General features: G+C 56.4%; 22 protein-coding genes and 1 pseudogene. 15 read left to right on the top strand and 8 right to left on the bottom strand.

The window, feature by feature from the left end; genetic code table 11:
- Positions 1-16: 16 nt before the first annotated feature.
- Both rnhB and PH7735_RS00240 read right to left on the bottom strand, forming a co-directional pair.
- Positions 17-634 (bottom strand): ribonuclease HII, encoded by a 618-nt coding sequence (gene rnhB / locus PH7735_RS00245; RefSeq protein ID WP_058309341.1) that lies wholly within the window; start codon positions 632-634, stop codon positions 17-19.
- Positions 635-736: 102 nt separating this feature from the next.
- Positions 737-1,273: a hypothetical protein gene (locus tag PH7735_RS00240; protein WP_058309340.1), complete on the bottom strand. Its 537-nt coding sequence runs from the start codon at positions 1,271-1,273 to the stop codon at positions 737-739.
- 171 nt (positions 1,274-1,444) lie between these two features.
- Here PH7735_RS00240 and PH7735_RS00235 point away from each other — a divergent pair, with 171 nt between their 5' ends.
- From PH7735_RS00235 to PH7735_RS00225, 3 genes are all read left to right on the top strand, one after another.
- Positions 1,445-1,735, top strand: a complete 291-nt coding sequence (locus PH7735_RS00235) for a hypothetical protein (RefSeq protein WP_058309339.1) — start codon at positions 1,445-1,447, stop codon at positions 1,733-1,735.
- A complete protein-coding gene (locus tag PH7735_RS00230) occupies positions 1,707-2,411 on the top strand; it encodes a winged helix-turn-helix domain-containing protein (protein ID WP_058309338.1) in 705 nt (234 codons plus the stop codon). Before PH7735_RS00235 ends, PH7735_RS00230 begins: the two co-directional genes overlap by 29 nt.
- Positions 2,412-2,514: 103 nt before the next feature.
- Positions 2,515-4,104 (top strand): DUF427 domain-containing protein, encoded by a 1,590-nt coding sequence (locus tag PH7735_RS00225; protein ID WP_058309337.1) that lies wholly within the window; start codon positions 2,515-2,517, stop codon positions 4,102-4,104.
- Between the two features lie 106 nt (positions 4,105-4,210).
- Here PH7735_RS00225 and PH7735_RS00220 read toward each other — a convergent pair whose 3' ends face one another.
- Positions 4,211-4,648 carry a MarR family winged helix-turn-helix transcriptional regulator gene (locus PH7735_RS00220; protein ID WP_058309336.1) on the bottom strand — a complete coding sequence of 146 codons (438 nt, stop codon included), beginning with the start codon at positions 4,646-4,648 and terminating at the stop codon, positions 4,211-4,213.
- A gap of 284 nt (positions 4,649-4,932) precedes the next feature.
- On the opposite strand from PH7735_RS00220, the gene PH7735_RS00215 reads away from it, so the two are divergent.
- Complete coding sequence (locus tag PH7735_RS00215; RefSeq protein WP_058309335.1) at positions 4,933-5,658, top strand: DUF1499 domain-containing protein; 726 nt, start codon at positions 4,933-4,935, stop codon at positions 5,656-5,658.
- 103 nt (positions 5,659-5,761) lie between these two features.
- Here the strand turns inward: PH7735_RS00215 and PH7735_RS00210 are convergent, their stop codons facing one another.
- The 3 genes and pseudogenes from PH7735_RS00210 to PH7735_RS00200 all read right to left on the bottom strand — a co-directional run bounded on the left by PH7735_RS00210 (position 5,762) and on the right by PH7735_RS00200 (position 11,408).
- On the bottom strand, positions 5,762-7,120 hold the full coding sequence (locus PH7735_RS00210) for an efflux transporter outer membrane subunit (RefSeq protein ID WP_145865232.1): 1,359 nt from the start codon (positions 7,118-7,120) through the stop codon (positions 5,762-5,764).
- Positions 7,117-10,223 (bottom strand): annotated as a pseudogene (locus tag PH7735_RS00205) (efflux RND transporter permease subunit). Before PH7735_RS00205 ends, PH7735_RS00210 begins: the two are co-directional and overlap by 4 nt.
- 3 nt (positions 10,224-10,226) lie before the next feature.
- Positions 10,227-11,408 (bottom strand): efflux RND transporter periplasmic adaptor subunit, encoded by a 1,182-nt coding sequence (locus PH7735_RS00200; protein WP_058309334.1) that lies wholly within the window; start codon positions 11,406-11,408, stop codon positions 10,227-10,229.
- A 76-nt stretch (positions 11,409-11,484) separates the two neighbouring features.
- Between PH7735_RS00200 and PH7735_RS00195 the strand changes: the two genes are divergently transcribed.
- Positions 11,485-12,078 carry a TetR/AcrR family transcriptional regulator gene (locus PH7735_RS00195; protein ID WP_058309333.1) on the top strand — a complete coding sequence of 198 codons (594 nt, stop codon included), beginning with the start codon at positions 11,485-11,487 and terminating at the stop codon, positions 12,076-12,078.
- A gap of 79 nt (positions 12,079-12,157) precedes the next feature.
- Here the strand turns inward: PH7735_RS00195 and PH7735_RS00190 are convergent, their stop codons facing one another.
- Positions 12,158-12,913, bottom strand: coding sequence for an IclR family transcriptional regulator (locus tag PH7735_RS00190; RefSeq protein WP_058309332.1), 756 nt, complete (start codon positions 12,911-12,913; stop codon positions 12,158-12,160).
- Positions 12,914-13,129: 216 nt separating this feature from the next.
- Between PH7735_RS00190 and PH7735_RS00185 the strand changes: the two genes are divergently transcribed.
- The 10 genes from PH7735_RS00185 to kce all read left to right on the top strand — a co-directional run bounded on the left by PH7735_RS00185 (position 13,130) and on the right by kce (position 21,746).
- Positions 13,130-13,966: a cyclase family protein gene (locus PH7735_RS00185; protein ID WP_099272362.1), complete on the top strand. Its 837-nt coding sequence runs from the start codon at positions 13,130-13,132 to the stop codon at positions 13,964-13,966.
- Positions 13,967-14,032: 66 nt separating this feature from the next.
- Positions 14,033-14,377, top strand: a complete 345-nt coding sequence (locus tag PH7735_RS00180) for a cupin domain-containing protein (RefSeq protein ID WP_058309330.1) — start codon at positions 14,033-14,035, stop codon at positions 14,375-14,377.
- A 1-nt stretch (position 14,378) separates the two neighbouring features.
- Positions 14,379-15,173, top strand: coding sequence for an SDR family NAD(P)-dependent oxidoreductase (locus tag PH7735_RS00175; protein ID WP_058309329.1), 795 nt, complete (start codon positions 14,379-14,381; stop codon positions 15,171-15,173).
- A 3-nt stretch (positions 15,174-15,176) separates the two neighbouring features.
- Positions 15,177-16,106, top strand: coding sequence for a 3-hydroxyacyl-CoA dehydrogenase family protein (locus PH7735_RS00170; protein WP_058309328.1), 930 nt, complete (start codon positions 15,177-15,179; stop codon positions 16,104-16,106).
- Positions 16,107-16,150: 44 nt separating this feature from the next.
- Positions 16,151-17,425, top strand: coding sequence for an ABC transporter substrate-binding protein (locus PH7735_RS00165; RefSeq protein ID WP_058309327.1), 1,275 nt, complete (start codon positions 16,151-16,153; stop codon positions 17,423-17,425).
- 51 nt (positions 17,426-17,476) lie between these two features.
- Entirely contained in the window at positions 17,477-18,205 is a 729-nt protein-coding gene (locus tag PH7735_RS00160) for an ABC transporter ATP-binding protein (RefSeq protein ID WP_058311068.1), read from the top strand.
- A complete protein-coding gene (locus tag PH7735_RS00155; RefSeq protein ID WP_058309326.1) occupies positions 18,198-18,905 on the top strand; it encodes an ABC transporter ATP-binding protein in 708 nt (235 codons plus the stop codon). The genes PH7735_RS00160 and PH7735_RS00155 overlap by 8 nt, the downstream gene beginning before the upstream one ends.
- Before the next feature lies 1 nt (position 18,906).
- Positions 18,907-19,767 carry a branched-chain amino acid ABC transporter permease gene (locus PH7735_RS00150; RefSeq protein WP_058309325.1) on the top strand — a complete coding sequence of 287 codons (861 nt, stop codon included), beginning with the start codon at positions 18,907-18,909 and terminating at the stop codon, positions 19,765-19,767.
- Positions 19,767-20,795 carry a branched-chain amino acid ABC transporter permease gene (locus PH7735_RS00145; RefSeq protein ID WP_058309324.1) on the top strand — a complete coding sequence of 343 codons (1,029 nt, stop codon included), beginning with the start codon at positions 19,767-19,769 and terminating at the stop codon, positions 20,793-20,795. The genes PH7735_RS00150 and PH7735_RS00145 overlap by 1 nt, the downstream gene beginning before the upstream one ends.
- Before the next feature lie 12 nt (positions 20,796-20,807).
- Positions 20,808-21,746, top strand: a complete 939-nt coding sequence (kce, locus tag PH7735_RS00140) for a 3,5-dioxohexanoate:acetyl-CoA acetone transferase (RefSeq protein WP_058309323.1) — start codon at positions 20,808-20,810, stop codon at positions 21,744-21,746.
- Between the two features lie 126 nt (positions 21,747-21,872).
- Here the strand turns inward: kce and PH7735_RS00135 are convergent, their stop codons facing one another.
- A complete protein-coding gene (locus tag PH7735_RS00135; protein WP_199534960.1) occupies positions 21,873-22,769 on the bottom strand; it encodes a LysR substrate-binding domain-containing protein in 897 nt (298 codons plus the stop codon).
- Positions 22,770-22,813 lie beyond the last annotated feature (44 nt).

Genomic DNA, 22,813 nt, shown 5'->3' with positions numbered 1-22,813 from the left:
ATCAGTAGGTTGCGATTTACTCTTGATACAAGATATTGTGCACCGGCTTGAACGAACGTCTATGGTGTGGGGTTACCCCAAGATTTTGCAGCGCTTCCCTGTGACTTTTAGATGGATAACCGGCGTTTGTTTCCCATCCGTAACCAGGGAACTGTTGCGCCAAATCCCACATGATCCGGTCCCGACATATTTTCGCCACAATTGAAGCCGCTGAAATCGAAAGAGATTTTGCATCTCCTTTGATCACCGCTTCTGTCGAACCGGTCAGGCCGCGAGGGATCATGTTGCCATCAATCAGCAAATGGTCCGGTGCCGTTTTCAATCCTGCGACCGCCCGCTCCATCGCAAGATGGCTGGCCCGCAAAATATTGAGGTCGTCGATTTCCTCGACGCTGGCATGGGCGATGGACACGTCCGCCACGGCCAGGATCACGTCGTACAAAGCTTCGCGCTTTTTCGCGCTCAAAACTTTCGAGTCGTTCATCCCCGGTGGAATGTTGTCGGGATCGAGTACAACGGCCGCCGCCGTCACAGGCCCCGCCAAAGGGCCACGCCCCACTTCGTCTACGCCGGCAACGCGCGTCGCGCCGCGTGCCAGTGCTGCTTGCTCATAAGAATAATCAGGTCCAGTCATAGCCCTGACAAACAGGACCCAAGGACCCCTTGCAAGTAAAAAGCCCGGCGGCCAATGGCACACCGGGCTTGAGGCGATCTGACGCCGCCTTCTGCTCGATACTTATTTACGACGTGTCAGTTTGAAACCTTTGTCTTTCAGGCAACGCTGGTCATATCCCTTCACAACCCCATAGGCCGGAGTGTGAATGCGGGTTTTACATGTCTTGGGCAACAGATGCGCCTGTGGGTAGTGTTCCTTGATGCAACGCTCACCGAGCATCGACACATGTCCCTTGCGGTTGGTTTCAAATTTGCGAACACATCCACGCGGCACATAGGATTTATAGCTCTCGCGGGCACGCTGGGGCAGCGGACGCGGGGTTGGTCTTGCAACATGGGGTGCTGCGTGTGTGTGGCGTGGCTGCGGGCGCACGCGCTGGGGTTGGGGGTGATAGTGCTGCTGGCGGGTCACGCGTGCAGGTTTGTCATGGTCATCAATCGCTTTACCGATCATGAACAACGCCGCAGCCCCGAAAACAAGTTTGGCCGCATCTTCATCTGACAGAGCCGAGGCAGGGCGGGCACTGAGGGCGGTGACCGCAACCGCAGCAGAAACAATGGACAGGATAAACTTGCGCGAGATTGACAGGGAGGACATGTGCATTTCCTTTCGATTTAAAGACGTGCCCCGCATCACTGCCGGGCGGCTGTCCTCAACATCGGCGGGACACCGAAAGACAGGCAATATCAGGCGCCTGTTATCGAATATCACCACGCAAAATCCCCAGTTGTTATTGAATATCATCCGATTTGCGCGCAACTTGGCCCCATGAAACAGAAACTCATGATAATGGCTTTGGTGGCTGGTGCTGCGCTGGCCTCGCCCGCGGCGGCGGCCGATTGTTTTGCCGACTACAAAGCCAAAAAAGACAACCCGCTCAAACTGCACTATGGCGTCGTTCAGCTGTACAACGGGTGCAGCAAAGCCTCAGCGAAATCCGAAGTTGCAGGCCGCATCGCCCGAGATGGCTGGACCCTTTTAAACGTCTTGTCGGTCTTTGATGCCTCCAAGCTTGCCGGAAAGGATGCCAATGCCGGACAGTTCTATCTCCGCTATTGAGGCCCGCCGGCACGGCACACGGGTTGTTGGTCTTGGGCTGGCAGGGATTATCGCCCTTCTGGTTCTGGCCGCCGTTTTGTTGTTTTTGTCATTGCCCGACGCCAATGCCTTTAATGCGCGCGTCGAACAGTTGTTTTTGGAAAACGACGATCTGACCGGTCAGGCCGAGATCAAGCTTTTGGAAATTCTGGCCCAGTCCGGCACGGCTTTTTCCGAGACGCTTAGCAGCTATCGCATGGTCATCTTTGCCCTGCTGGTTTTCGCCACGGGCATGCTAGTTGCTGCGATGGTCTTTCTTGTGATGCTCATCGTTATGAATCGCCGGATGGCCGCGATCGAGCATTCGGGGATCCAAGTGAATTCCCTGCTGATCAGTCGCGAGGAAAAAGCCGTATATCTGAACAATATGGGTTTCAAACTGACAGAAGCCGCCATGGAAACGCTCTCGGTTTTGGCAGAGGCGCGCATGGATGACGACATGCTTTCCGGCGTTCAGATCGAGGCCATGATTTCTGGCAAACCGGAAACCGACTGCGAAGAAGCTGCGGGCGCGACCCGCATCAAGCGATTGCGTGATTCTTTGGGGAACCAGTTGGTCAGTGAACTGTTGGTCAAAAACATCGCACGCAAAGGTTATATGCTGTCTATCGACAAGGACGTGATCCGCGTTTTGTAAGCCCGAGTACAGGGTGGGCACACAAAGGTGATGCCCGCCCCCTTGGCAAATTGTGTCGCGACCCTCATCTTAATACCCTCTAGGAACATTGAGGGACTGGTTTATGGGCGCGCCTATCCGTGAGTTTTCACAGGACTACCAAATCCGAATTGATCCGATTGACGGCGTTGTGCGGGCGTGGCGGGATGGAACCCTTCTGGCCGAAAGCACGCAGGCCAAAGTCATGTATGAAACGCGCCTGCCGCCCACAATCTATTTTCCGCTCAAGGATGTGCGCGCCGATCTTTCGGCCCCGTCCGACCTGCAAACCTTTTGTCCCTTTAAAGGCACTGCCACCTATCGTGATATGGCCGTTGACGGTCAAACAGTTCCAAATGGCACATGGAGCTATGACAGCCCCTTGCCGGAAAGTGTCGGAATCGGTGGATATGTCGGGTTTTCACGGGATGACCATACACGCATCGATTTGGGAGAGAACACGCTTCAGGACGAAACCAGCAGCCATATCAGCGGCCCCTTGGTTGATTGGCTGTTGCGAGAGGCATGGCGCAGCAAAACGCCAGAAGACCTCACCGTGGCGTTGTCTGACAAGCTGCTCGAAAACGGAATCGCAATTTCACGCCTGTCCGTAATGATTTGGTCATTGCACCCACAGATCGCCGGTCGCCATTACATTTGGAACAAAGGCGCGGAAGAGATAACAACCTATGCGCCATCTTATGAGATTTACGACCACCCTGCCTTTGTCGGTAGCCCGCTGGACCATGTCTCTAAAGGGCTGGGCGGGGTGCGCCAAAAAATTGGCGTCGAAAATGACGAAGATCGCTACCCCATTATTCGGGACCTGAAGAAAGAAGGCGCAACCGATTATGTTGCGATGCCCTTACAGTTCTCTGATGGCCAAACCAATGTTTTGACCCTGACCTGTGATCACCCCGATGGCTTTACCACGCCGAACCTTGGATTGGTGTTTGAATGCAGCGCCATCATCAGCCGCCTGTTCGAAGTTTTCAATCAGCGTGAAAATGCGCAAGGGTTGCTCGAGACGTATGTTGGCAAACGCACCGGTGCCCGCGTTCTTGGCGGTGATATCCGGCGGGGGGATGGAGACGAAATTGATGCCGCGATCATGTTTTGCGATCTGCGTGAATCAAGCCGCCTTGTTACCGACCTTGGCCAATCCAGCTACATCGATCGCCTGAACCTGTTCTTTGAAACAGTCACTGATACGGTTCAGGAACACGGCGGAGAAGTTCTCAAATTCATTGGAGATGCTGTTCTGGCGGTGTTTCCGGACGATGGCTCGGCTGACAAAGCCCGCGCCGACGCGATGGAATCGGCGCGCGAAATCGTTGCCAGACTGGGTGAGTTGTCCCATACGCAACGCGGATGCGACTGCTCCATCGGCCTTGCCTATGGTCGTGTCACCTATGGCAATGTCGGGTCGCGCGAACGCCTCGATTTTACCGTTATCGGGCATGCGGCCAATGTTGCTGCGCGACTTGGGGATCACGGCAAAAAAGTAGGGCATCGGATCGTGGCCACAGCCGACTTTGATGTGCCCGCGTGCAAGACCACGCATTTGGGCTCTGTCGAGCTTCATAATGTACGTGACCCTGTTGCCTGCATCGCCGTGAAATCAGACATATCTTCGCCCGTCGATGACTTGGCCGAGAACACTCCTCTGGCCTGATTGTATCCTGTGATCAAAACTAGTTTCTTCTGAAAGCACCCAAACCCACACAAGTGCCGCGCCATATGAAAGCGGAACTGACGGACGTCATCCCGGCTCTATGGTTTCATCTTTTGCCGGGAATTTTTCCGCCAAGCGCCATAACCAATTCACGGGCAAGCGTGCACAATTTTTGCTTTTTATCCACGCCAAGTGCCTCTTCCATAATAACATCCATGTCGCTCCAGGCGTCGTGGATGTCTGCGATCAAGGCCGTCCCTTTAGTGGTCAGAGATACGATGTCACCCCGCATGTCGGTCTTGCTTTTTTCACGCGCAACAAGATCAAGGCTCAATAGCCTGTCGATCATGGTGCTCATGCTGCCTTTGGTGATGTCAAATTCGCTTGCCAAAATGGTCTGTGACGTTGGGCCAATGACATCAATCGCAACAAGAATACGCGCTTGTCGTGGTCGCACGCCTAACGGCGCGAGCCTTTCGGTCAAACGTTTTTCAAGCAAATCCGCGCTGTGAAGCAAGGCATGAAAATGTGCATGCTGAGTCATCGTGTATCCTTTGCACCCAATTTAGTTTGCATCCAAACTAAATTGTAGTATCCATACACTTGAGTACTACAATCGACCACAGTTTCAACGCGGTAACGCCGCCCGTTCCGGTTGCAAGCAGCCTCATAAGACGAAAACAGGCCACGCCACCACATTAAAACCACCCACCAAACGGCCCAAAGACAACCCCACCCACAGGGTGTTCGTAGTGTGATATGCGCCCACCCGATGCGATGACCGTCACCCGCGTCATATGCCGGACTGCAAAGAAGGACAAAAGACAGATGAAATATGTTGGAAGGATTGCCATTTTTGCGGCATTGGCTGGCATTGCCGCTGTGGCGGTTGTGTTGCTTGGCACCCGTTTGGGGCTTTGGCAGCCAATCGTCGGATTTGGATTGTATCGCACATACTTTAACCCAATGGGCGCCATCATTGCGGGCCTTGGCTTGGTGGCAATCCTCGTCCATTTGAAACGCAAGGAACCAAGGGGCGTCCTTGCAGGCGCTATTGCGGCGCTCATTGGCGCGGCCTGTCTTGCGCCTTTGATTATCGGAACGCTGAACCCGCCACTGCGTGCCCCGCCGATCCACGACATTTCAACCGATACCCTGAACCCGCCCCTGTTCGAAATGATTGATGAAACACGTGCCGGTGCAAAAAACACACTCGTTTATGGGGGGCCCGAACTCGCCGCGGCGCAAGCCGCCGGATACCCTGACATCATGCCCTTGGACACAGACCTGTCGCCCGATAACGCATTCGCGCGGGCTCTGGACGTTGCAAAAGAGATGAAGTGGGATGTGATGGCCTATGACACCGCCCGCCGCCGGCTTGAAGCTGTCGCGCGCACCTCGGTGTTCTACTTTGCTGATGATGTTGTCCTGGTGGTTTCCCCAGCGGGACAAGGCAGCCGCGTTGACATGCGGAGTGTATCGAGGATCGGACGAAGCGACCAAGGCGTGAATGCCGCGCGCATTCGCGAATTCCAGCAAAAGTTCACAAACTAAGCGGCTGTTCTTTGGCTCGCGCTGTTTCGCCCCTCTGATTGCAAACCTAAATGCAATCAGAGGGGCTTTTTGTTACATGCTTTGCCCCAAGTGCAGGAGAGGGTCAGTTGCTGTTGGCTCCGGTCGCACCGGCCCCTGCGCCTGTTGCAATCTTCAATGTCGCCCACGACTGCGCAGCATCATTCACGGCAGAAGCGGCTGCAATTCTGGCCGAGGCGGTATTCCGGTCCGTTTCAAGCAGATCCAACAACGTGGTTGCCCCACTTCGATAGTTTTGTTGGGCCAGTTCCAAAGCCCGCCCGTATTCATCTGCCGCTGTTCTCAACAACTTTGCCCGCTGGCGATAGCGGGTCAGATTCGACTGGGCCACCTGCACATCTTCGACGGCGGCCAAAACGGACGCGCGCCATGCGATTTCGGATTGTTTGGCCACGGACAGCTGTGCATCGCGCGAGGCACGCAACTGCCCCTGATTAAACACAGGCAGCGACAATTCCGGACCAAAGCTCCATGAATTGACGCTTTGCGTGCGCCCCACCGTGCCGGTCAGTGACAGGGAGGGATAGAGAGCAGCCTCGGCCACGCCAACCTCGGCAACCGACGCAGCCAGGTTTGCTTCGGCGCTGCGCACATCGGGACGATTGCGCAACAAATCCGCTGGCACACCGCTGCGCGCACCACCGGGCGTGCGTAATTGCGGCGCCCCCTTTTGCATCTGGGTCATTATCGGGCCGGCCGGCTCGTTAAGAAGCGTCGCCATGGCATAGACATTGGCATCAAACAGGGCTGCATATTGCGGCAATCCCGCCTGTGCCGTCGAAAGCAAAGCCCGCGCCTCGGCGACCTCGTATTCCGTAGTCGCGCCCGCAGCCAGTTGGCTGTCGGTGATATCGACCGTCTCTTGTCGTGCATCGATTGTTGTGCGGGTCAGGGCCAGCATTTCCTGATAGTATCGCGCGTTCGAATAGGCCGAGAGAAGCTCGGCCAACCAAGCCAGCCTGACAGTTTCCGCTTCGGCGCGCGCACTGGTCAACGATGCCTTGGCGGCTTCGCGTTCACGCTGGATACCTCCGAACAGATCGATCACCAAGGAAGCCCCCAGTTCGGCGCTGTCGATTGTGCTGGACCCACCGGTAACATCGCCTCCAAACCGCTTGGTCGATCCGGTGAGGGACCCGTCCAACGCAGAATTCAGGCCTGTTTTACGCAGTTCGGCCTGTGCCTGACGTATGGCCTCGGTCGCGGACATGACATCAAGGTTTTGCGCCAGCCCCCGCGTCACGTACTGGTTCAGCGTCGCATCCTGATAACTCAGCCACCATTGTTCCATGGCAACCGCGCCGATTGATTCGGCATTGCCCGTCGCAAAGCGGGTCTGCATGGAAACCTCGGGGCGTTGATAATCAGGACCAACGGCACAACCAGCCACAAGCAGCCCCATCAAAAGGTAATAAGGTTTCACTGATTTGCCTCCATTCGCGCACGGAACAGGCCCGTGGTTTTGATCACTGCAACATAGAAAACGGGCACCATCACAATCCCGATGACCGACGTAAAAATAATCCCGCCCAGCATTCCGGTCCCGATTGATTTCTGCGCATTCGCACCCGCCCCCGAGGCCAGAACCAATGGCGTAATGCCGATGCCGAAAGTCAGCGCAGTCATAAGGATGGGTCGCAGACGCAGGCGGGACGCCGCACTTGTAGCCTCGAGCAAGGTCTTGCCTTCTGACCTCAAGGTTTCAGCAAATTCGACGATCAGAATGGCGTTTCGGGCGGCGAGACCGATCGTGGTCGGCAACCCGACCTTGAAATAGACGTCATTGGATTGCCCGAAAACCCATGTTGCAACCAGCGCGCCCAGAATGCCGATCGGAACCGACAGCATCACCGCAAAGGGCACGGTCCAGCTTTCGTAAAGAGCGGCGAGACAGAGAAACACCACCAAGGCAGACAGCGTATAAAGGATCGCTTCTTGGTCCCCTGACAGTCTTTCTTGATAGCTTAGACCGGTCCACGCAGCGGCATAAGAGCCATCCAGATCGGCCGTCAGCTGCTCCATTGCCTCCATTGCGTCGCCCGAACTGAGGCCGCGTGCGGCTTCGCCGGAAATCTCGAGCGCGCGGGTTCCGCCATATCGGGCCAGCTTGGGCGTGATGGTTTCCCATTCCTGGCTGACAAACGCCGAGAGGGGCACCATTTCGGATCCGTCGTTGCGCACATACCAGTGATCGATGTCCTCGGGCTGCATGCGCCATTGTGCATCGCCCTGCACGATCACCTCGCGCAGATCATTCCCAAGCGGGAAATCATTGACGTATGATCCCGAAAACGTTGTCGACAACATCGTGTTCACATCCGACAGAGAAACGCCCAAGGCCTCGGCCTTTTGCTGGTCGATCTGCAATTTCAAGGCAGGTTCGGTCGCCTCGTTATTGCCGCGCAGGTTTGACACGCGCCCGTCCTGCTGGCCTTTGATCACAAGCTGATCCGCTGCAGCGCTCAATGCTTCCTGACCTGCGCCAGCCTGATCAACCAGGTACATCGTAAAGCCCGACGTTGTCCCCAGCCCTTGAATGGCTGGTGGTTGCAGCACAAAAATGCTGCCCAGACGCGATTGAAAGAAGGCGCTGTTCGTGCGAATCATCAGATCAGCGGCATCCTGGCCCGGACGGTCGTCGTAATCCTTGAGCCGGATAAACATCATCGCATAGTTTTGAGACGTCCCGCTAAAGCTGAACCCGAGGTTCGAGAACACGCTGTCCACGGCGTCTGTTTCCTCGGTCAGCAGATAGAGCTCGATCTCAGCGACTGTGTTCTCGGTTTGCTGCAGTGTTGATCCTTGGGGCAGTTCGACAATCGTCATCAGCACGCCCTGATCTTCGGTTGGCAGAAACGACGAAGGCAAGCGATCAAAGATCACATAGGCCCCGCCAGCCACCAGCCCCAACACCAGAATCATCCGGTAAGGACGCAGCGAAAACCGTTCGACCACCGCGCCATACCGCCCTGTCAGGCGTTCGAGGCTTTCGTTGAACCAGCGCAGCGGTGCGACGGGCTGTTTGTTCTGCGACGGCTTAAGAAGCTGAGCGCACATTGCAGGTGTCAGGATCAGCGCCACAAACAACGACAGCACCATGGCCGAAATGATCGTGACCGAGAACTGTTTATAGATCACGCCTGTCGATCCGGACATAAAGGCCATCGGTAGGAAAACGGCTGACAGAACCAGCACCATACCAACCAGCGCGGTCGAGATTTCGCCCATACTTTTTTCTGTGGCCGCAACCGCATCAAGCCCGTCTTCTTCCATCACGCGTTCGACATTCTCGACCACGACAATGGCGTCATCCACAAGCAACCCGATGGCCAGCACCAGCGCAAACATGGACAGGGTATTGATCGACATACCGAAAGCCGCCAAAACCCCAAATGTCCCCAGCAAAACAACAGGCACCGCAATCGTCGGGATCAGCGTTGCACGCCAGCTTTGGAGGAACAGGAAGATCACCAGAAAAACCAGAACAATCGCCTCGAGCAGCGTGTGATAGACTTGCTCGATAGACTGTTCGACAAAGGGCGAGGTGTCATACGGGCATTCCACGGTCACACCCGTCGGCAAAGCCAATGACAGACCATTCACAACGTTGCGCACGGCCTCGGCGGTATCGACTGCGTTCGCGCCGGTGGACAGGTTCACGCCGAACCCCGCCGCCGGATGACCGTCATAGCGGCTGACGCTGCCATAGTCTTCTTCGGCCAGTTCAACCGTAGCCACATCCGCCAGAAGAATGGCCGAGCCGTCCGTGTTTGCCTTCAACAGGATTTTTTCAAAGTCTTCGACGGTCTCAAGCTGGGATTGCGCAGACAGCGAGACCGTAAATTGCTGGCCTTTGTTGACGGGCTGCGCCCCCAGACTGCCTACTGTGACGTTGGTGTTTTGTTTGGAGACTGCCGCGGTCACGTCATTGGGCGTCAGTTGGTATTGATACAGGCGCGCAGGGTTCAACCAGATGCGCATCGCGTATTCGGTGCCGAAAATATTGACCGACCCAACGCCTTCGGTGCGCTGCACCGCATCCTGAATGGTGCTGCTGAGCATGTCGCCCAGTTCCAGCGAGGTATACCTGTCGTCTTCGCTGACCAACGCGCCGACCAGAAGAAAAGAGCTGGTCGAGCGTGTGACGGAAACGCCGGAATTTGTCACGGTGTCGGGCAGTTGCGATTCCACCAGTTGCAATTTGTTTTGCACCTGAACCTGCGCCATGTCCGGATCAACGCTGTCGTCAAAAGTCAAAGAGATGCTCGACGCGCCTTCGCTTGAGCTGGACGTCATATATGTGAGCCCCTCGAGCCCTGTCAGGCCGCTTTCAATGACTGTTGTCACCGAGTTTTCGACCGTCTCGGCCGAGGCCCCTGTATAAGACGCACTGATCCGCACGGTTGTCGGCGCGATATCAGGATATTGCGAGATTGGCAGGCTGACGACGCTGAACGCCCCCAGAACCATCACCCAATGGCAAGCACCCACGCGAAAACGGGGCGGTGAATAAAGAAAGAGGCCACGGATCAATCCTCTTTGACTGGAGTGGGTGCATCGCGCACGAGACCATCTTCATCGATCATCGCCGCGACAGGTTGAACCTCTTGGCCCGGTCTGATGGAGGACAGCCCGTCCACAATCAGTTGATCGCCCTCACTCAGGCCATCGCGAACGATCCAAGCGTTTTCATAACTGCCGTCGTCCTCAAGCGTCACTTGCTGCGCTGTGCCGTCTTCGGCCACGATGTAAGCGGTCAAGAGGCCGGAATTGTCGCGCGTCGCTGCGCGCTGCGGCACGAGATAGGCCTGCATGGTGCCAAGAGTGATCGTGCCACGCACAAACATGCCCGGAATAATCACGTGATGCGGATTGTCGAATTTAAAGCGGACCGTCACGGTGCCAGTTGTTGTCGAGACATAGTTTCCCGGTGTCACCAACTGCCCCGTGCCACGAAAGACATCTCCGTTTTCAAGCGTCAATGTCGCCTTCAACGCATCGTTCTCTTTCAAGATGCCATTGTGAATGTCCTTGCGCACCGACAGAACACGCGTGCTCGCCTCGATCATGTCCACATAGATCGGGTCGGACCTGACGAGAGTTGTGAGCGCGTCGGTCTGTCCTGCGGTCACCAGATCCCCAACCGAAACCGTTGCCACATCCGCGCGCCCTTCAATCGGGCTTTTGAGCGTGGTCCAGGACAGTTCGGTCAGCGCATAGTCCAAAGCCGCTTGCGATGAGACGAGGATCGCTTCGGCTTCGGCAAGGCTGGCACGGGCAGTTTCAACCTCGGCCTCTGTATATCCACGTCCAGACAATGCCTCGGCCCGGGTGTAGGCCGCTTGCAAGACGGGCAGGTTGGCTTCGGCGGTGGCAAGATTCGAGCGGGCCGTGGCCACAGCCGCAAGGTAAGAGGAGTCGTCGATCCGGAACAGCGGCGCTCCGACCTCAAGCGATTGCCCCGGGGCATAGAGGATTTCTTCAACAACGCCCCCGACACGCGGACGCACCTCAACATCCTGATACGCAACAGCCCGTCCTGGCGAGGTCACAACACGGGGCACCTCTTGCAAGGTGGCCGCGATCACACCGACCTCAACCGGACCTGACGGCGCAGGCATTCCCGGAGGGCCGGGTTGTGCACTTGCCGTCATGGCGAACCCTGTCAGGGCGATAATCACACCCGTTATCTTCCAAATGCTGCGCTTCATCTGCTCACGATCCTTGACTTTTCAGCAGTAATAATGCCTACTATGCAAAGTTTGCACACTATGCAAGGATTGATCGTTGACACTTTCGTTACGCCAAAAACGCCGGCAGGAAACTGCACACGCCATTCAGACTGCGACTCTGGAATTGGCTATCGAAAACGGCCTTGAAAACATAACCACCGAAGAAATCGCCGCCGCCGCAGGTGTCAGCACGCGCACGTTCTTCAACTATTTTACAAACAAGGAAGCTGCCGCGATCGGCACCCCGCCGGGGTTCCATGAGGAAGACAAGGCAGCGCTGCGCGATGGAACGGCACCTTTGACCGAAGACCTGAAGCGATTTTTGGACAAGCACATGGAAACACTGGCAAAGAAAGACAACATTCTTCGCATGGTGGGAAAAGTCCTTCGATCCAACGAAAAAGCGCGCGGTATCCTTGACGGATTTCTGACCATTGAACGTGATGACCTGACAGAGTGTCTGATGGCGCGTGTCGAAAACCGCCAGGTTGCCGCCGCAGTTGCAAGCAACGTCACCAACGTTACAGCCAGAGCCATACACCTTTGGGAGCATGAACCGGATCGATCCCTTGGCGAGGCATTGGACACGATCTGGGAAGGTTTGATCGTCGCGTCGCATCTTCTTGCGGGATCGTCAGATCAAAGGTGAAGGCAAAGGGCCGCGCCGGTCTTTGCCTTTTGGAATATCCTGAAATGCCTGCAGGGCAGCCCCAAGCCGACTGACTTGTCTATTCAAAGGTGCGCTGGATGTTCACGCTCGTGTCGTAGAGGGTTTTTTCGATGATTGCTTTTTGCTCGGCAAAACGTGTTGACGGCACCGGCACCGAGATGGCGTGCAAATCTCCGGCCCAGTCCCAAAAGGCAAACCCGATCGCCGAAACGCCCGAGGAATGCTCGTCCAGATCATAGGCGAGGCCAGACTTGCGGATATCTTCAAGCTGCTCGAGAAACTGGGGCAGATCTTGCTTAATGCCGTTGCGATCCCATTCATTGCGGATCAGCTTGATCGCCTCATCCCGATCCATTTTGGCGAGACACGCTTTGCCATTGGCCGTTGACGTCAATGGAAAGGCTTCTCCGACCTTTGAGACGGTTGTGAGCCGGTGCGTTCCCGGAACCTGATCCAGAAATACCATTCCAATACCACGAATTGCGGCCAGATCTGTGGTCTCTCCGGTTTTCTGGGTCACTTCGTTCAAAAGCAATCTGCAGTGTTCAACAATGTTGTATTGCGCCGCTCCTGCCAATGAACTGAGTTCCGGACCCAGTCTTAGACCACCGCCCTGAGCATCGCTGATGACAAAGTTCTCTTCAGCCAATGCGCTGGTGATTCTCTGTACCGTAGAGCGGGGCAAACCAACCTGCTCTGCGATTTTCCCAAGGCTCATACCAGATTGCGCCTCCTTCAGAACCCGCAGAATTGATGCTGCACGGGAGATAACCTGAATTCCGGATCTGTCGCTTTTCGAATTATTTTCAGACATATAGCCGCTTTGCTTTTAATGGAGCGCCGCCTCGTGCGCTGGGGGTGTTGTGTTCATTTCTGTCCCGCATTGCGATACATGTCAACCGCATAGTGAACTTTTATCTTGACCGCAATGCGGTGCGCATGCATCACTATGCGAGACAGGTGGAGGAGCCACCCTGACAGTTTGAAACCAAAAACGCCGGGATTCCGGCGAACAGAGGAGATGTGCCCAATGGTTGAAATTCGCGGCATCGAGTTCCAGGCCAATGACGATAACGACATGGGGTTGGAGTTTGTGAACCTGAGTCACAGGTTTGGTTACCAGTGTCCAAACTGGCCTTACTTCAAAGACGTTCAGATCGACCGGAAACACTACATGGCCAAATCTGGCGTGTTGAGCCAGACGATCACTACAACAATGCACGTCACAACGCACATCGATGCGCCCGCGCACGTGGTACAGGGCACGCCTTTCATTGATGAAGTGCCGCTGCCGCATTTCTTTGGCTCTGGTCTGGTCGTGTCTATTCCCAAGAAAAAATGGGAATCCATCACCGGCGACGATCTGGAAAAAGCCTGTGGTCATGCCATCCGCAAAGGTGACGTGTTGATCATCAACACCGGCTGGCACAAACAGTACGAAGATGGCGATTACTTTGCCTATTGCCCCGGTCTTGTTCAGTCCGCCGCGGACTGGATGGTTGAAAAGGGCGTAAAGGTTGTCGGCCACGACACCCAGGCCAACGACCATCCGCTTGCCACGGCCATTGGCCCACAGCGCAACGGCCCGATCCTTCCGCATCTGGAAGAAGAGTACAAAGAATGGTCTGGCGGCAACGACTGGAAAGATGACTTCCCAGAGTGGGAACCTGTGCACAACACCCTGTTTTCGAACGGCATTATGGGCATTGAAAACGTTGGCGGCGATCTGGATTCGGTCACCGGAAAACGCGTGACCTTTGCCTTCTTCCCCTGGAACTGGGACCGCGGCGACGGCTGCATCATCCGCTTGGTTGCGATTGCCGACAAAGGCCAGAACTACCGCATCGAAGCGGGTGAAGAATTCTGAACACTCCCTGACTGGTCGCCGGGCAACCGGCGGCCGTCTTTTCTGTGACGTTTCGGGAGGAGAAACATGCACATTAAGCGCTTCAAAGATGCCCAGCCCTATGAGGCCCCGAACCATTTCGGGTGCTACGGCCTGCGTTTGCAGGGTTTCGAACAGGGCGGCCCTGAAAACCAATGGGTGGGCTACAGCCAGTTTCTTCCCGGAGGTGGGGCCGGTCCGGATTCAACCCCCTTCGAGAAGGTCTATGTGGTCCTCGAAGGCGAGATGACCCTGACCATTGACGGCAACACCACCACATTGGGCCCACTCGACAGTTGCACCATTCCGGCAGGCGAAGTGCGCCTTCTGGAAAACCGGTCAAACCAGACCAGCAAAATGCTGGTTGTCATCCCCTACCCTCCGGAGAGTTGAAATGAACGTAATGGCAAACCCTTTGTCCATGTTCGACGTGAAAGGTAACGTCGCCCTCATCACCGGTGCCTCGGGTGCCTTTGGCATGGTGGCGGCCCGTATTCTGGCCGGTGCTGGCTGCAAGCTGGTGCTGGTTGCGGGCAATCAGACCGCGCTGGACGAGATCGCCAAAGAATGCCGCGACATGGGCGCGGATGTGACAGCGATCAACACGCGACCAACGGATGAAGACATCTGTAACGGGCTGGTCGCCCAAGCGGTCCAAGCCTATGGCAAGCTGGACATTCTGGTAGTGGCATCGGGCATGAACAAGGTTGCCCTGATCAATGACATGGCACCCGAAACGTTTACATCGGTCATGGATGCCAATGTGAACCAGACCTGGCTTTTGTCGCGTGCGGCAGCTGGTCAGATGAAGAAACAAGGCAGCGGTAAGATCGTTCTGGTTTCCTCTGCGCGCGGGCTTTTGGGCCATCCGGCGGGCTATACGGCCTATTGCGCGTCCAAAGCCGCAACCGACGGGCTGACCAAGGCGCTTGGATGCGAACTGGGCGCGGCGGGCATCACTGTCAACGCAATCGCACCCACGGTTTTCCGCTCGCCCCTGACGGGGTGGATGTTCGAAGACAACGAAGATGCGAAGAAGGTCCGCGACGGGTTCCTTGCGCGTGTTCCGGTCGGGCGTCTGGGTGAACCCGAAGATCTGGCAGGGCCCCTTCTCTTCCTCGCGTCGAAAGCATCCGACTTTTACACCGGGCATATTCTCTATGCCGACGGTGGCTATACGGCGGGCTGATCGATGGAAGCGAAAAAACAACAAATCGCCGTCATTGGTGCAGGCCTTATGGGGCACGGCATTGCCCTTACACTGGCAAAGGCGGGTCAGTATGTGACGGTCACGGACCCCTTTCAAGAAGCCCGCGCAACGGTATCTGATCGCATCCGCCACAGCATGTCTGCCATGGGCGATGATGAAGCCACCATCGCCGACGCTCTGAAAATGATCGAGATACTGGACACCACTGCTGAAGCGGTGCGCGGTGCAGATGTCGTGTTCGAGGCGGCCCCAGAAAAACTGGCCCTGAAGCAGACGATATTCGCCGCGATCGAAGCACATGCGCCCGACACCTGCATTCTTGCGTCGAACACCAGCGTGATGCCGATCACGCAGATCATGTCAAAGCTGCGACTGAAAAACCGAGCCGTGGGAACGCATTGGTGGAACCCGCCGCATCTGATCCCGCTGGTCGAGGTGGTGAAAACCGAATGGACCGACCCGAAGGTCGCGCAGGACATGTTCGACCTGCTGGCCGATGCCGGAAAAACGCCGGTGATGGTTGAAAAGGACGTGCCGGGTTTCATCGGCAACCGGTTGCAGCACGCACTTTGGCGCGAAGCAGTGAGCCTTGTCGATAACGGCATCTGCGAAGCCGAGGATGTCGACACCGTGGTGAAGTCCTGTTTCGGGCGTCGGCTGGCCGTGCTTGGCCCGCTGGAGAATGCCGACCTCGTGGGCACCGACCTGACGCTCGATATCCACGAAAACGTCCTGCACGACCTCGAAAGCCGCCAAGGGCCATCTCCTTATCTCGAAAAACTCGTCGCCGAGGGGCGGCTGGGCATGAAGTCGGGTCAGGGCTTTCGGAAATGGACGGACGAAGAGGCCGACGCCGTCCGAGCAAAGGTCGCCAGCCACCTGAGAAAGCTGGAAACCATACTGGAAAACTAAACAGATTTGTCGACGAGGAGGTCGGCAAAAGGGAGGAACATCAAATGAAACTGAAGACCACATCCCGCAGGTCATTCCTGCTTGGCGCCAGCGCAGCTCTTGCGACCCCAGCCATCCTGAAAAGTTCGCGCGCCTATGCCGCCACGCCGACCTTGCGCATCGGCCATGTCAGCCCCCGCACCGGCCCCCTCGCCGGATTTGCCGAGGCGGATGATTATGTGCTGGCCGGTATCGAAAAGGCCTTTGCGGGCGGTATCAACAACAACGGCAAGACCTGGAACGTCGAGATCATCTCGAAAGACAGCCAGTCGAACCCCAACCGTGCCGCCGAAGTGGCTGCTGATCTGATCCTTGGCGATGAGGTCGACATCATCGTTGCAGCCTCGACCCCCGACACGGTGAACCCGGTTGCAGATCAGGCCGAAGTCAACGAAGTGCCCTGCATCACAACAGATTGCCCCTGGCAGCCCTATTTCTTTGGCCGCAACGGAGTGCCGGGTGAAGGGTTTGCATCGACCTACCATTTCTTCTGGGGTCTTGAAGATGTGATCGGCGCGTTCCTCGACATGTGGGGCCAGTCGGGTGTGTCTAAATCCGTTGGTGGGCTGTTCCCGAATGATGCTGATGGAAATGCTTGGGGCCACCCTGAACTGGGCCTGCCCAAACCATTGGCCGCAGCGGGATACGATCTGGTCGATCCGGGCCGGTATCAGCCTCTTTCAGATGACTTCTCGAACTATATTGCCGCCTTCAAGGAAGCTGGCTGCGAGATTGTAACCGGTAATATGATCGCCCCGGATTTCGCCACGTTCTGGGCGCAGGCCGCACAACAGGGGTTCAACCCCAAGATCGTGACAATCGGCAAGGCCTTGTTGTTCCCATCTGTCATCGAATCCCTCGGCGCGCGTGGCGATGGCCTCTCGTCCGAAGTCTGGTGGTCACCGAACCATCCCTTCTCTTCCTCCCTGTCGGGTGCATCGTCAAAAGAGCTTGCCGAGGGATACGCAGCCGCGTCCGGCCGCCCGTGGACACAGCCAATCGGCTTTAAACACGCGTTGTTCGAAGTCGTCGCGGATGTGGTGAAACGGGCAGACGACCTTGAAGATCCCGAAGCCATCGTAGCGGCCATCAACGGCACAAACCTCGACACCATCGTGGGCAATGTGAACTGGGCAAACGGGCCGATCAACAACGTCACCAAAACACCTCTGGTCGCTGGCCAGTGGCAACAGGACGGGGACGCGATGGATTTGAAAATCGTGGCCAACTCGGCCGCCCCGAACATCCCGCTGACGGGCGAGCTGAAATTGCTTGGCTAAATCCCAATGGGCGGCGCCCAAAGCGCCGCCCAATCATCTGGTGAGGATACCATGGGTGCTATTTTGAAACTTGACGAACTGAGCAAAGCCTTTGGCGCAGTGACTGTCGCGGATGCGCTCAGTTACGAGGTGCAGGAAGGCGACGCTTTGGGGGTGATTGGTCCGAACGGGGCAGGCAAGACCTCAATGTTCAACCTGATCACGGGAACCCTGCCTTCGAATTCGGGGAAGGTGCTGTTCGCGGGTCAGGACGTGACCAAATGGAATGCGGCCCGTCGCAGCCACGCAGGAATCGCGCGATCTTTTCAGGTGCCGCAGCCGTTTTCCGGCATGACCGTGTTCGAAAACGCGATGATCGCTGCAACACAATCCGCTGGCCTGCATGGGCATGAAGCCGAACGGTTTTGCCTGCGGGTGCTGGAACAAACCGAATTGTTGCCCAAGGCCAATGTGCTTGCCGGAAGCCTGACCTTGCTGGAACGCAAGCGGCTCGAGCTGACACGCGCACTTTGTGCCAAACCAAAGCTTTTGCTGCTGGACGAAATCGCCGGTGGCCTGACCGAGGCCGAATGCACCTCGCTGGTACAGACGATCAAGGACATTCATGCCTCCGGTGTGACGATCATCTGGATCGAACATGTGGTGCACGCCCTTTTGGAAGTTGTGGACCGGTTGATCGTCATCGATTTCGGAAAGCAGATCGCAGAAGGCGAACCACACGCGATCATGAACAGCGCCGAAGTGAAAGAGATTTATCTGGGGATTGAAGCCGATGCCTGAGCCCATTCTTCAGTTACACGGGCTTGATGCCCATTACGGTGATTTTCAGGCGCTCTATGGCGTCGACATGAAGGTCATGGAAGGCGAAGTGCTTGCGATCATCGGCTCCAACGGGGCAGGCAAGACCACGCTTATGCGCTCCATCACCGGATTGCTGTCCAACGGCCCAGCGCAAATCAAATACCGCGGAGTAGACATCAGCGCTCAGCGGGCAGACGAGATCGCCGTGCAAGGTCTGGCCATGGTGCCCGAAGGTCGACAGCTGTTTCCGTCGCTTTCCGTGCGTGAAAACTTGATGATCGGCGCACAGGTCGGCCGCAAAGGGCCATGGGATCTGGACGCTGTTTACAAGCTGTTTCCCATTCTTGAAGAGCGCAAGGATCAGCAATCGACCTCGCTTTCAGGCGGGCAGCAACAAATGGTTGCGATTGGTCGCGCGCTGATGGCGAACCCGGATCTGATCCTCTTTGACGAGATCAGCCTCGGATTGGCGCCAATTATCATCAAAGACATTTACGAAGCCCTGCCGGGCATCATCGGCGAAGGCATGAGCGCGATCATCGTAGAGCAGGACATCAGCAAAGCGCTGTCCGTGTCCTCTCGTGTCTATTGCCTGCAAGAGGGGCGCGTTTCGCTGGAAGGCGCCTCGGATACTGTATCGCGCGAGGATATTTCCCGTGCCTATTTCGGGATCGAATAACATGGACTGGCTGAATGCAATCGTACAAGGCACTTTGCTGGGCGGGCTATACGCCCTGTTTGCCGCAGGATTGTCGCTGATCTTCGGGGTTATGCGACTGGTCAATATCGCTCATGGAGACATGATTATTCTGGCGGCCTATCTGGGGCTGACGGTCACCACCGCGACCGGGCTGCATCCATTGCTCGCGCTGGTTCTGGTTGTCCCGACGATGGGTGTGATCGGATATGTGCTGCAACGTGGCCTGTTGAACCAAACGCTGGGCGATGATCTGCTGCCACCGCTGCTGGTGACTTTCGGGCTCAGTGTGATCATCCAGAACGGTCTTTTGGAAGTGTACTCCGCCGACCCGCAAAAGATGGATGCCGGTGCGCTGGAAACCGCCAGCGTTGCCGTGGGCGGTCTCAACCTCGGCGTACTGCCGGTTTTGACTTTCGCGGTGGCCGTCGCGGTGATCTGGGGCCTGCAATGGACCTTTTATCACACGGCACTGGGCCGCGCCTTCCGCGCGGTTTCGGATAATCAGGACATTGCCCAGCTGATGGGGTTGAACCGTCGCCATATCTTTGGGGTCGCCATGGCGCTGGCGCTGGGGGTGACGGCCATTGCGGGCATCCTGCTTGGTATCCGCACCAGCTTTGATCCCTCCATCGGCGGAGGGCGCCTGATCTTTGGCTTTGAGGCCGTGATCATCGGCGGGCTTGGCAACCTTTGGGGCACATTGGTCGGAGGTGTAATCCTTGGCGTGGCTCAGACAGTGGGGGCCAAGATCGATCCGGGTTGGCAGATCCTGTCCGGTCACCTCGCCTTTCTTCTTATTCTTGCCATCCGTCCCAACGGTCTTTTCCCGAGGATTTCATAATGACCTTGCAGGATTATAACGTCACCCGCTCTTCGAATGCGGCCCGTGTCGCGGCCATTCTGGGCGCGCTCATCCTTATCACTCTTGTGGCCGCCCCATGGTGGGCAGGCCGCGCCGACATGCGGCTGATGGGAGAATTGTTTCTCTATCTCGCGTTAGCAAGCCTTTGGAACCTGATGGCGGGCTATGCCGGACTGGTGTCCGTCGGCCAACAGGCCTTTGTTGGATTTGGCGGCTATATGCTGTTTGCACTGACGATGTTTGCCGGATTGCACCCGATTGCCGCGATTGCTGGCGCGGGTGTTTTGGGGGCCCTGATTTCAGTTCCCGTAGCGGTTTTGATCTTCCGGTTGCGCGGGGCCTATTTCGCGATTGGCACATGGGTGATCGCCGAAGTGTTCCGCCTCGGGTTCGCACAAATCTCGTCTCTTGGCGGTGGCTCGGGGTCCTCTCTACCTGTGGCCATTGTAAAATCGCTGGCATCGAAACGGGCGATGCGCGAGTCGATCAGCTATTGGTTGGCCCTTGGGGCCGCCGTGATTGTCATCAGCGCCGTCTACCTTTTCCTGCGTTCGCGCAAAGGGCTGGCTTTGACGGCAATCCGTGACAACGAACTGGCCGCGGGCAGCCTTGGCATCGACATCTGGCGCACAAAGTTCATCGTCTATGTGGTGACCTCGGCGCTGACTGCCATGATCGGCGCGCTGATCTTTCTGCAAAAACTTCGGATCTCGCCGGACGCCGCCTTTAGCGTCAACGACTGGACCGCCTTTGTGATCTTCATTGTTGTGATCGGCGGCATCGGCACCATCGAAGGCCCGATTATCGGCACGCTTGTTTTCTTCGCCTTGCGTGAAACGCTGGCCGATCTGGGCACCATTTACCTGATCGTTCTGGGCGTGGTGGCCATCGTCATGATGCTGAAGGCGCCAAAAGGGATCTGGGGCCTGATCCGCAGCCGGTTCGACCTCCAACTTTTTCCGCTGGGCTATCGTGTGATTACACCTGGCAAAACAGACAAATCCTGAGGAGCACGCCCAATGGCACGCCAAAAGAAAACCGTCATCACCTGCGCCATCACGGGGGCGATCCATACGCCCACCATGTCGGACGCGTTGCCTTACACCTATGACGATATCGCACAGCAAGCGATGGATGCGGCCGAGGCTGGTGCCTCGATCCTGCACCTGCATGCGCGCGATAACGAAACCGGCGCACCTTCGGTCGACGTCAAAGACTTCGCGCCGTTCCTGCCGCGGATCAAACAGGCGACAGACGCAGTTGTGAACATCTCGACAGGCGGCTCGCTGACATTGTCGATTCAAGACCGGATCAATCCGGCCAAGACATTCAGCCCAGAGATGTGTTCGATGAACATGGGCTCTATGAACTTCTCGTTTCACCCGCTGGCCAACCGGTACAAGGATGACGACTGGAAGTTTGACTGGGAAAAAGACTATGTCGCCAACTCCGACGGCAACATCTTTCGCAACACCTTCCGCGACATCAAAGAAGCGGCCGAAACCCTAGCGCCCCATGACATCAAGTTCGAGCATGAATGCTATGATGTCGGACACCTCTATAACCTGAAATTCTGCATGGACATCGGCCTGTTCAAGGCACCGGTCTTCATCCAGTTCATTTTTGGCATTCTCGGGGGCATCGGGCCTGAGATCGACAACCTTGTATTCATGAAGCGCACCGCCGACCGTCTGTTCGGTGACGATTACCGCTGGTCGGTTCTGGGTGCTGGCGGATCACAAATGTCGCTAGGCACCACCGCCACGCAGATGGGGGGCAACGTCCGTGTTGGACTGGAAGACAGCCTGTTTATCCAGCGCGGCAAGCTGGCCGAAAGCAATGCACAGCAAGTCGCCAAAATTCGCCGCATCGTCGAAGAACTCGGATGTGAAGTGGCCACGCCAGACGAGGCGCGAGAGCTTCTTGATTTGAAGGGCGGAGACAGGGTCAACTTCTGAGCTACCTCCAGAAAGCGCATTTAAGAGTCGTCGGGCGCAACAGATCCTGCATTGTAGGAACAGTGCCAGACCGGCGCACGTCAGACTTTCAGGTCATGATCCGCAGATTGCGCATGAAGGCCCGGTTCACTTGTTTGGAACCGGGCTTACCTCCTTACCATCCGGATGTCGATCTGTATCAAATTGCGCTTCGATCCAGTCGCTGAATATTTTCGCGTTTTCGTGGTTTTGCCTGCAGTACAGATAATAGCTGTCTCTCTCCAAGGCAGGAATATCCGCCATCGCAATGAGCGAGCCATCCTCAAGAAATGTATCCACAAGAGGACGCCCCGCCAGAGCGATCCCCTGCCCTTCGATCGCGGCCTGTAACATGTTGATATAGGTATTCACCGAAACACCCAGTCGTTCCTCTGGCGGATTTAGCCCGCGTTCAGAGAACCAATGCTGCCAACGCGCCTCTGCACGATATTTCCCCGACAGGAACAAAAGACGCTCCTGACGCAGGTCACCTTCGTTTTTCAAAGGGGTGCGCGCGGCATAGCGAGGGCTATAAACGGGAAAAATCGCTTCTTGGACCAAAGGACACCACCCCGCTTCGGTTGGCGCCTTGGGGCCATACCGTACCGCCACATCAATGCCTTCTGCATCAATATCAATGTACCTGTCCGAAACGACCAAATTCACCTCGATATCAGGGAAACGGGCCCCAAAATCAATCAAGCGCGGCATCAGCCAATAGGTCGCGAAAGCAGAAGTCACCGTTACCGAAAGCCGCGCGTCAGAAGCATCCGCACGCTGGTTTGCCAAAGCCTGCGCAATCGCGTCCAAGGCCGGATTGACCTCTTTCGCAAAGACTTCGCCGTTACGGGTCAAAGCAACCATTCGATGGTTTCGCGAAAACAGTTTTTGGCCAATAGCGTGTTCCAGTTCAGCAATCTGACGACTTACAGCAACGCGCGACACCCCAAGCGCTGCAGCGGCCTTTGTAAAGTTCTCGGAACGCGAAGCTGCTTGAAATGCCACCACATTTCTTAATAAATGAACATCTTTTCGAAGGTTTACCATAA

This window comes from Shimia thalassica (assembly GCF_001458215.1).
In the GTDB taxonomy this organism is placed as follows: domain Bacteria; phylum Pseudomonadota; class Alphaproteobacteria; order Rhodobacterales; family Rhodobacteraceae; genus Shimia; species Shimia thalassica.
This window is presented reverse-complemented; position numbering and strand designations above follow the sequence as displayed.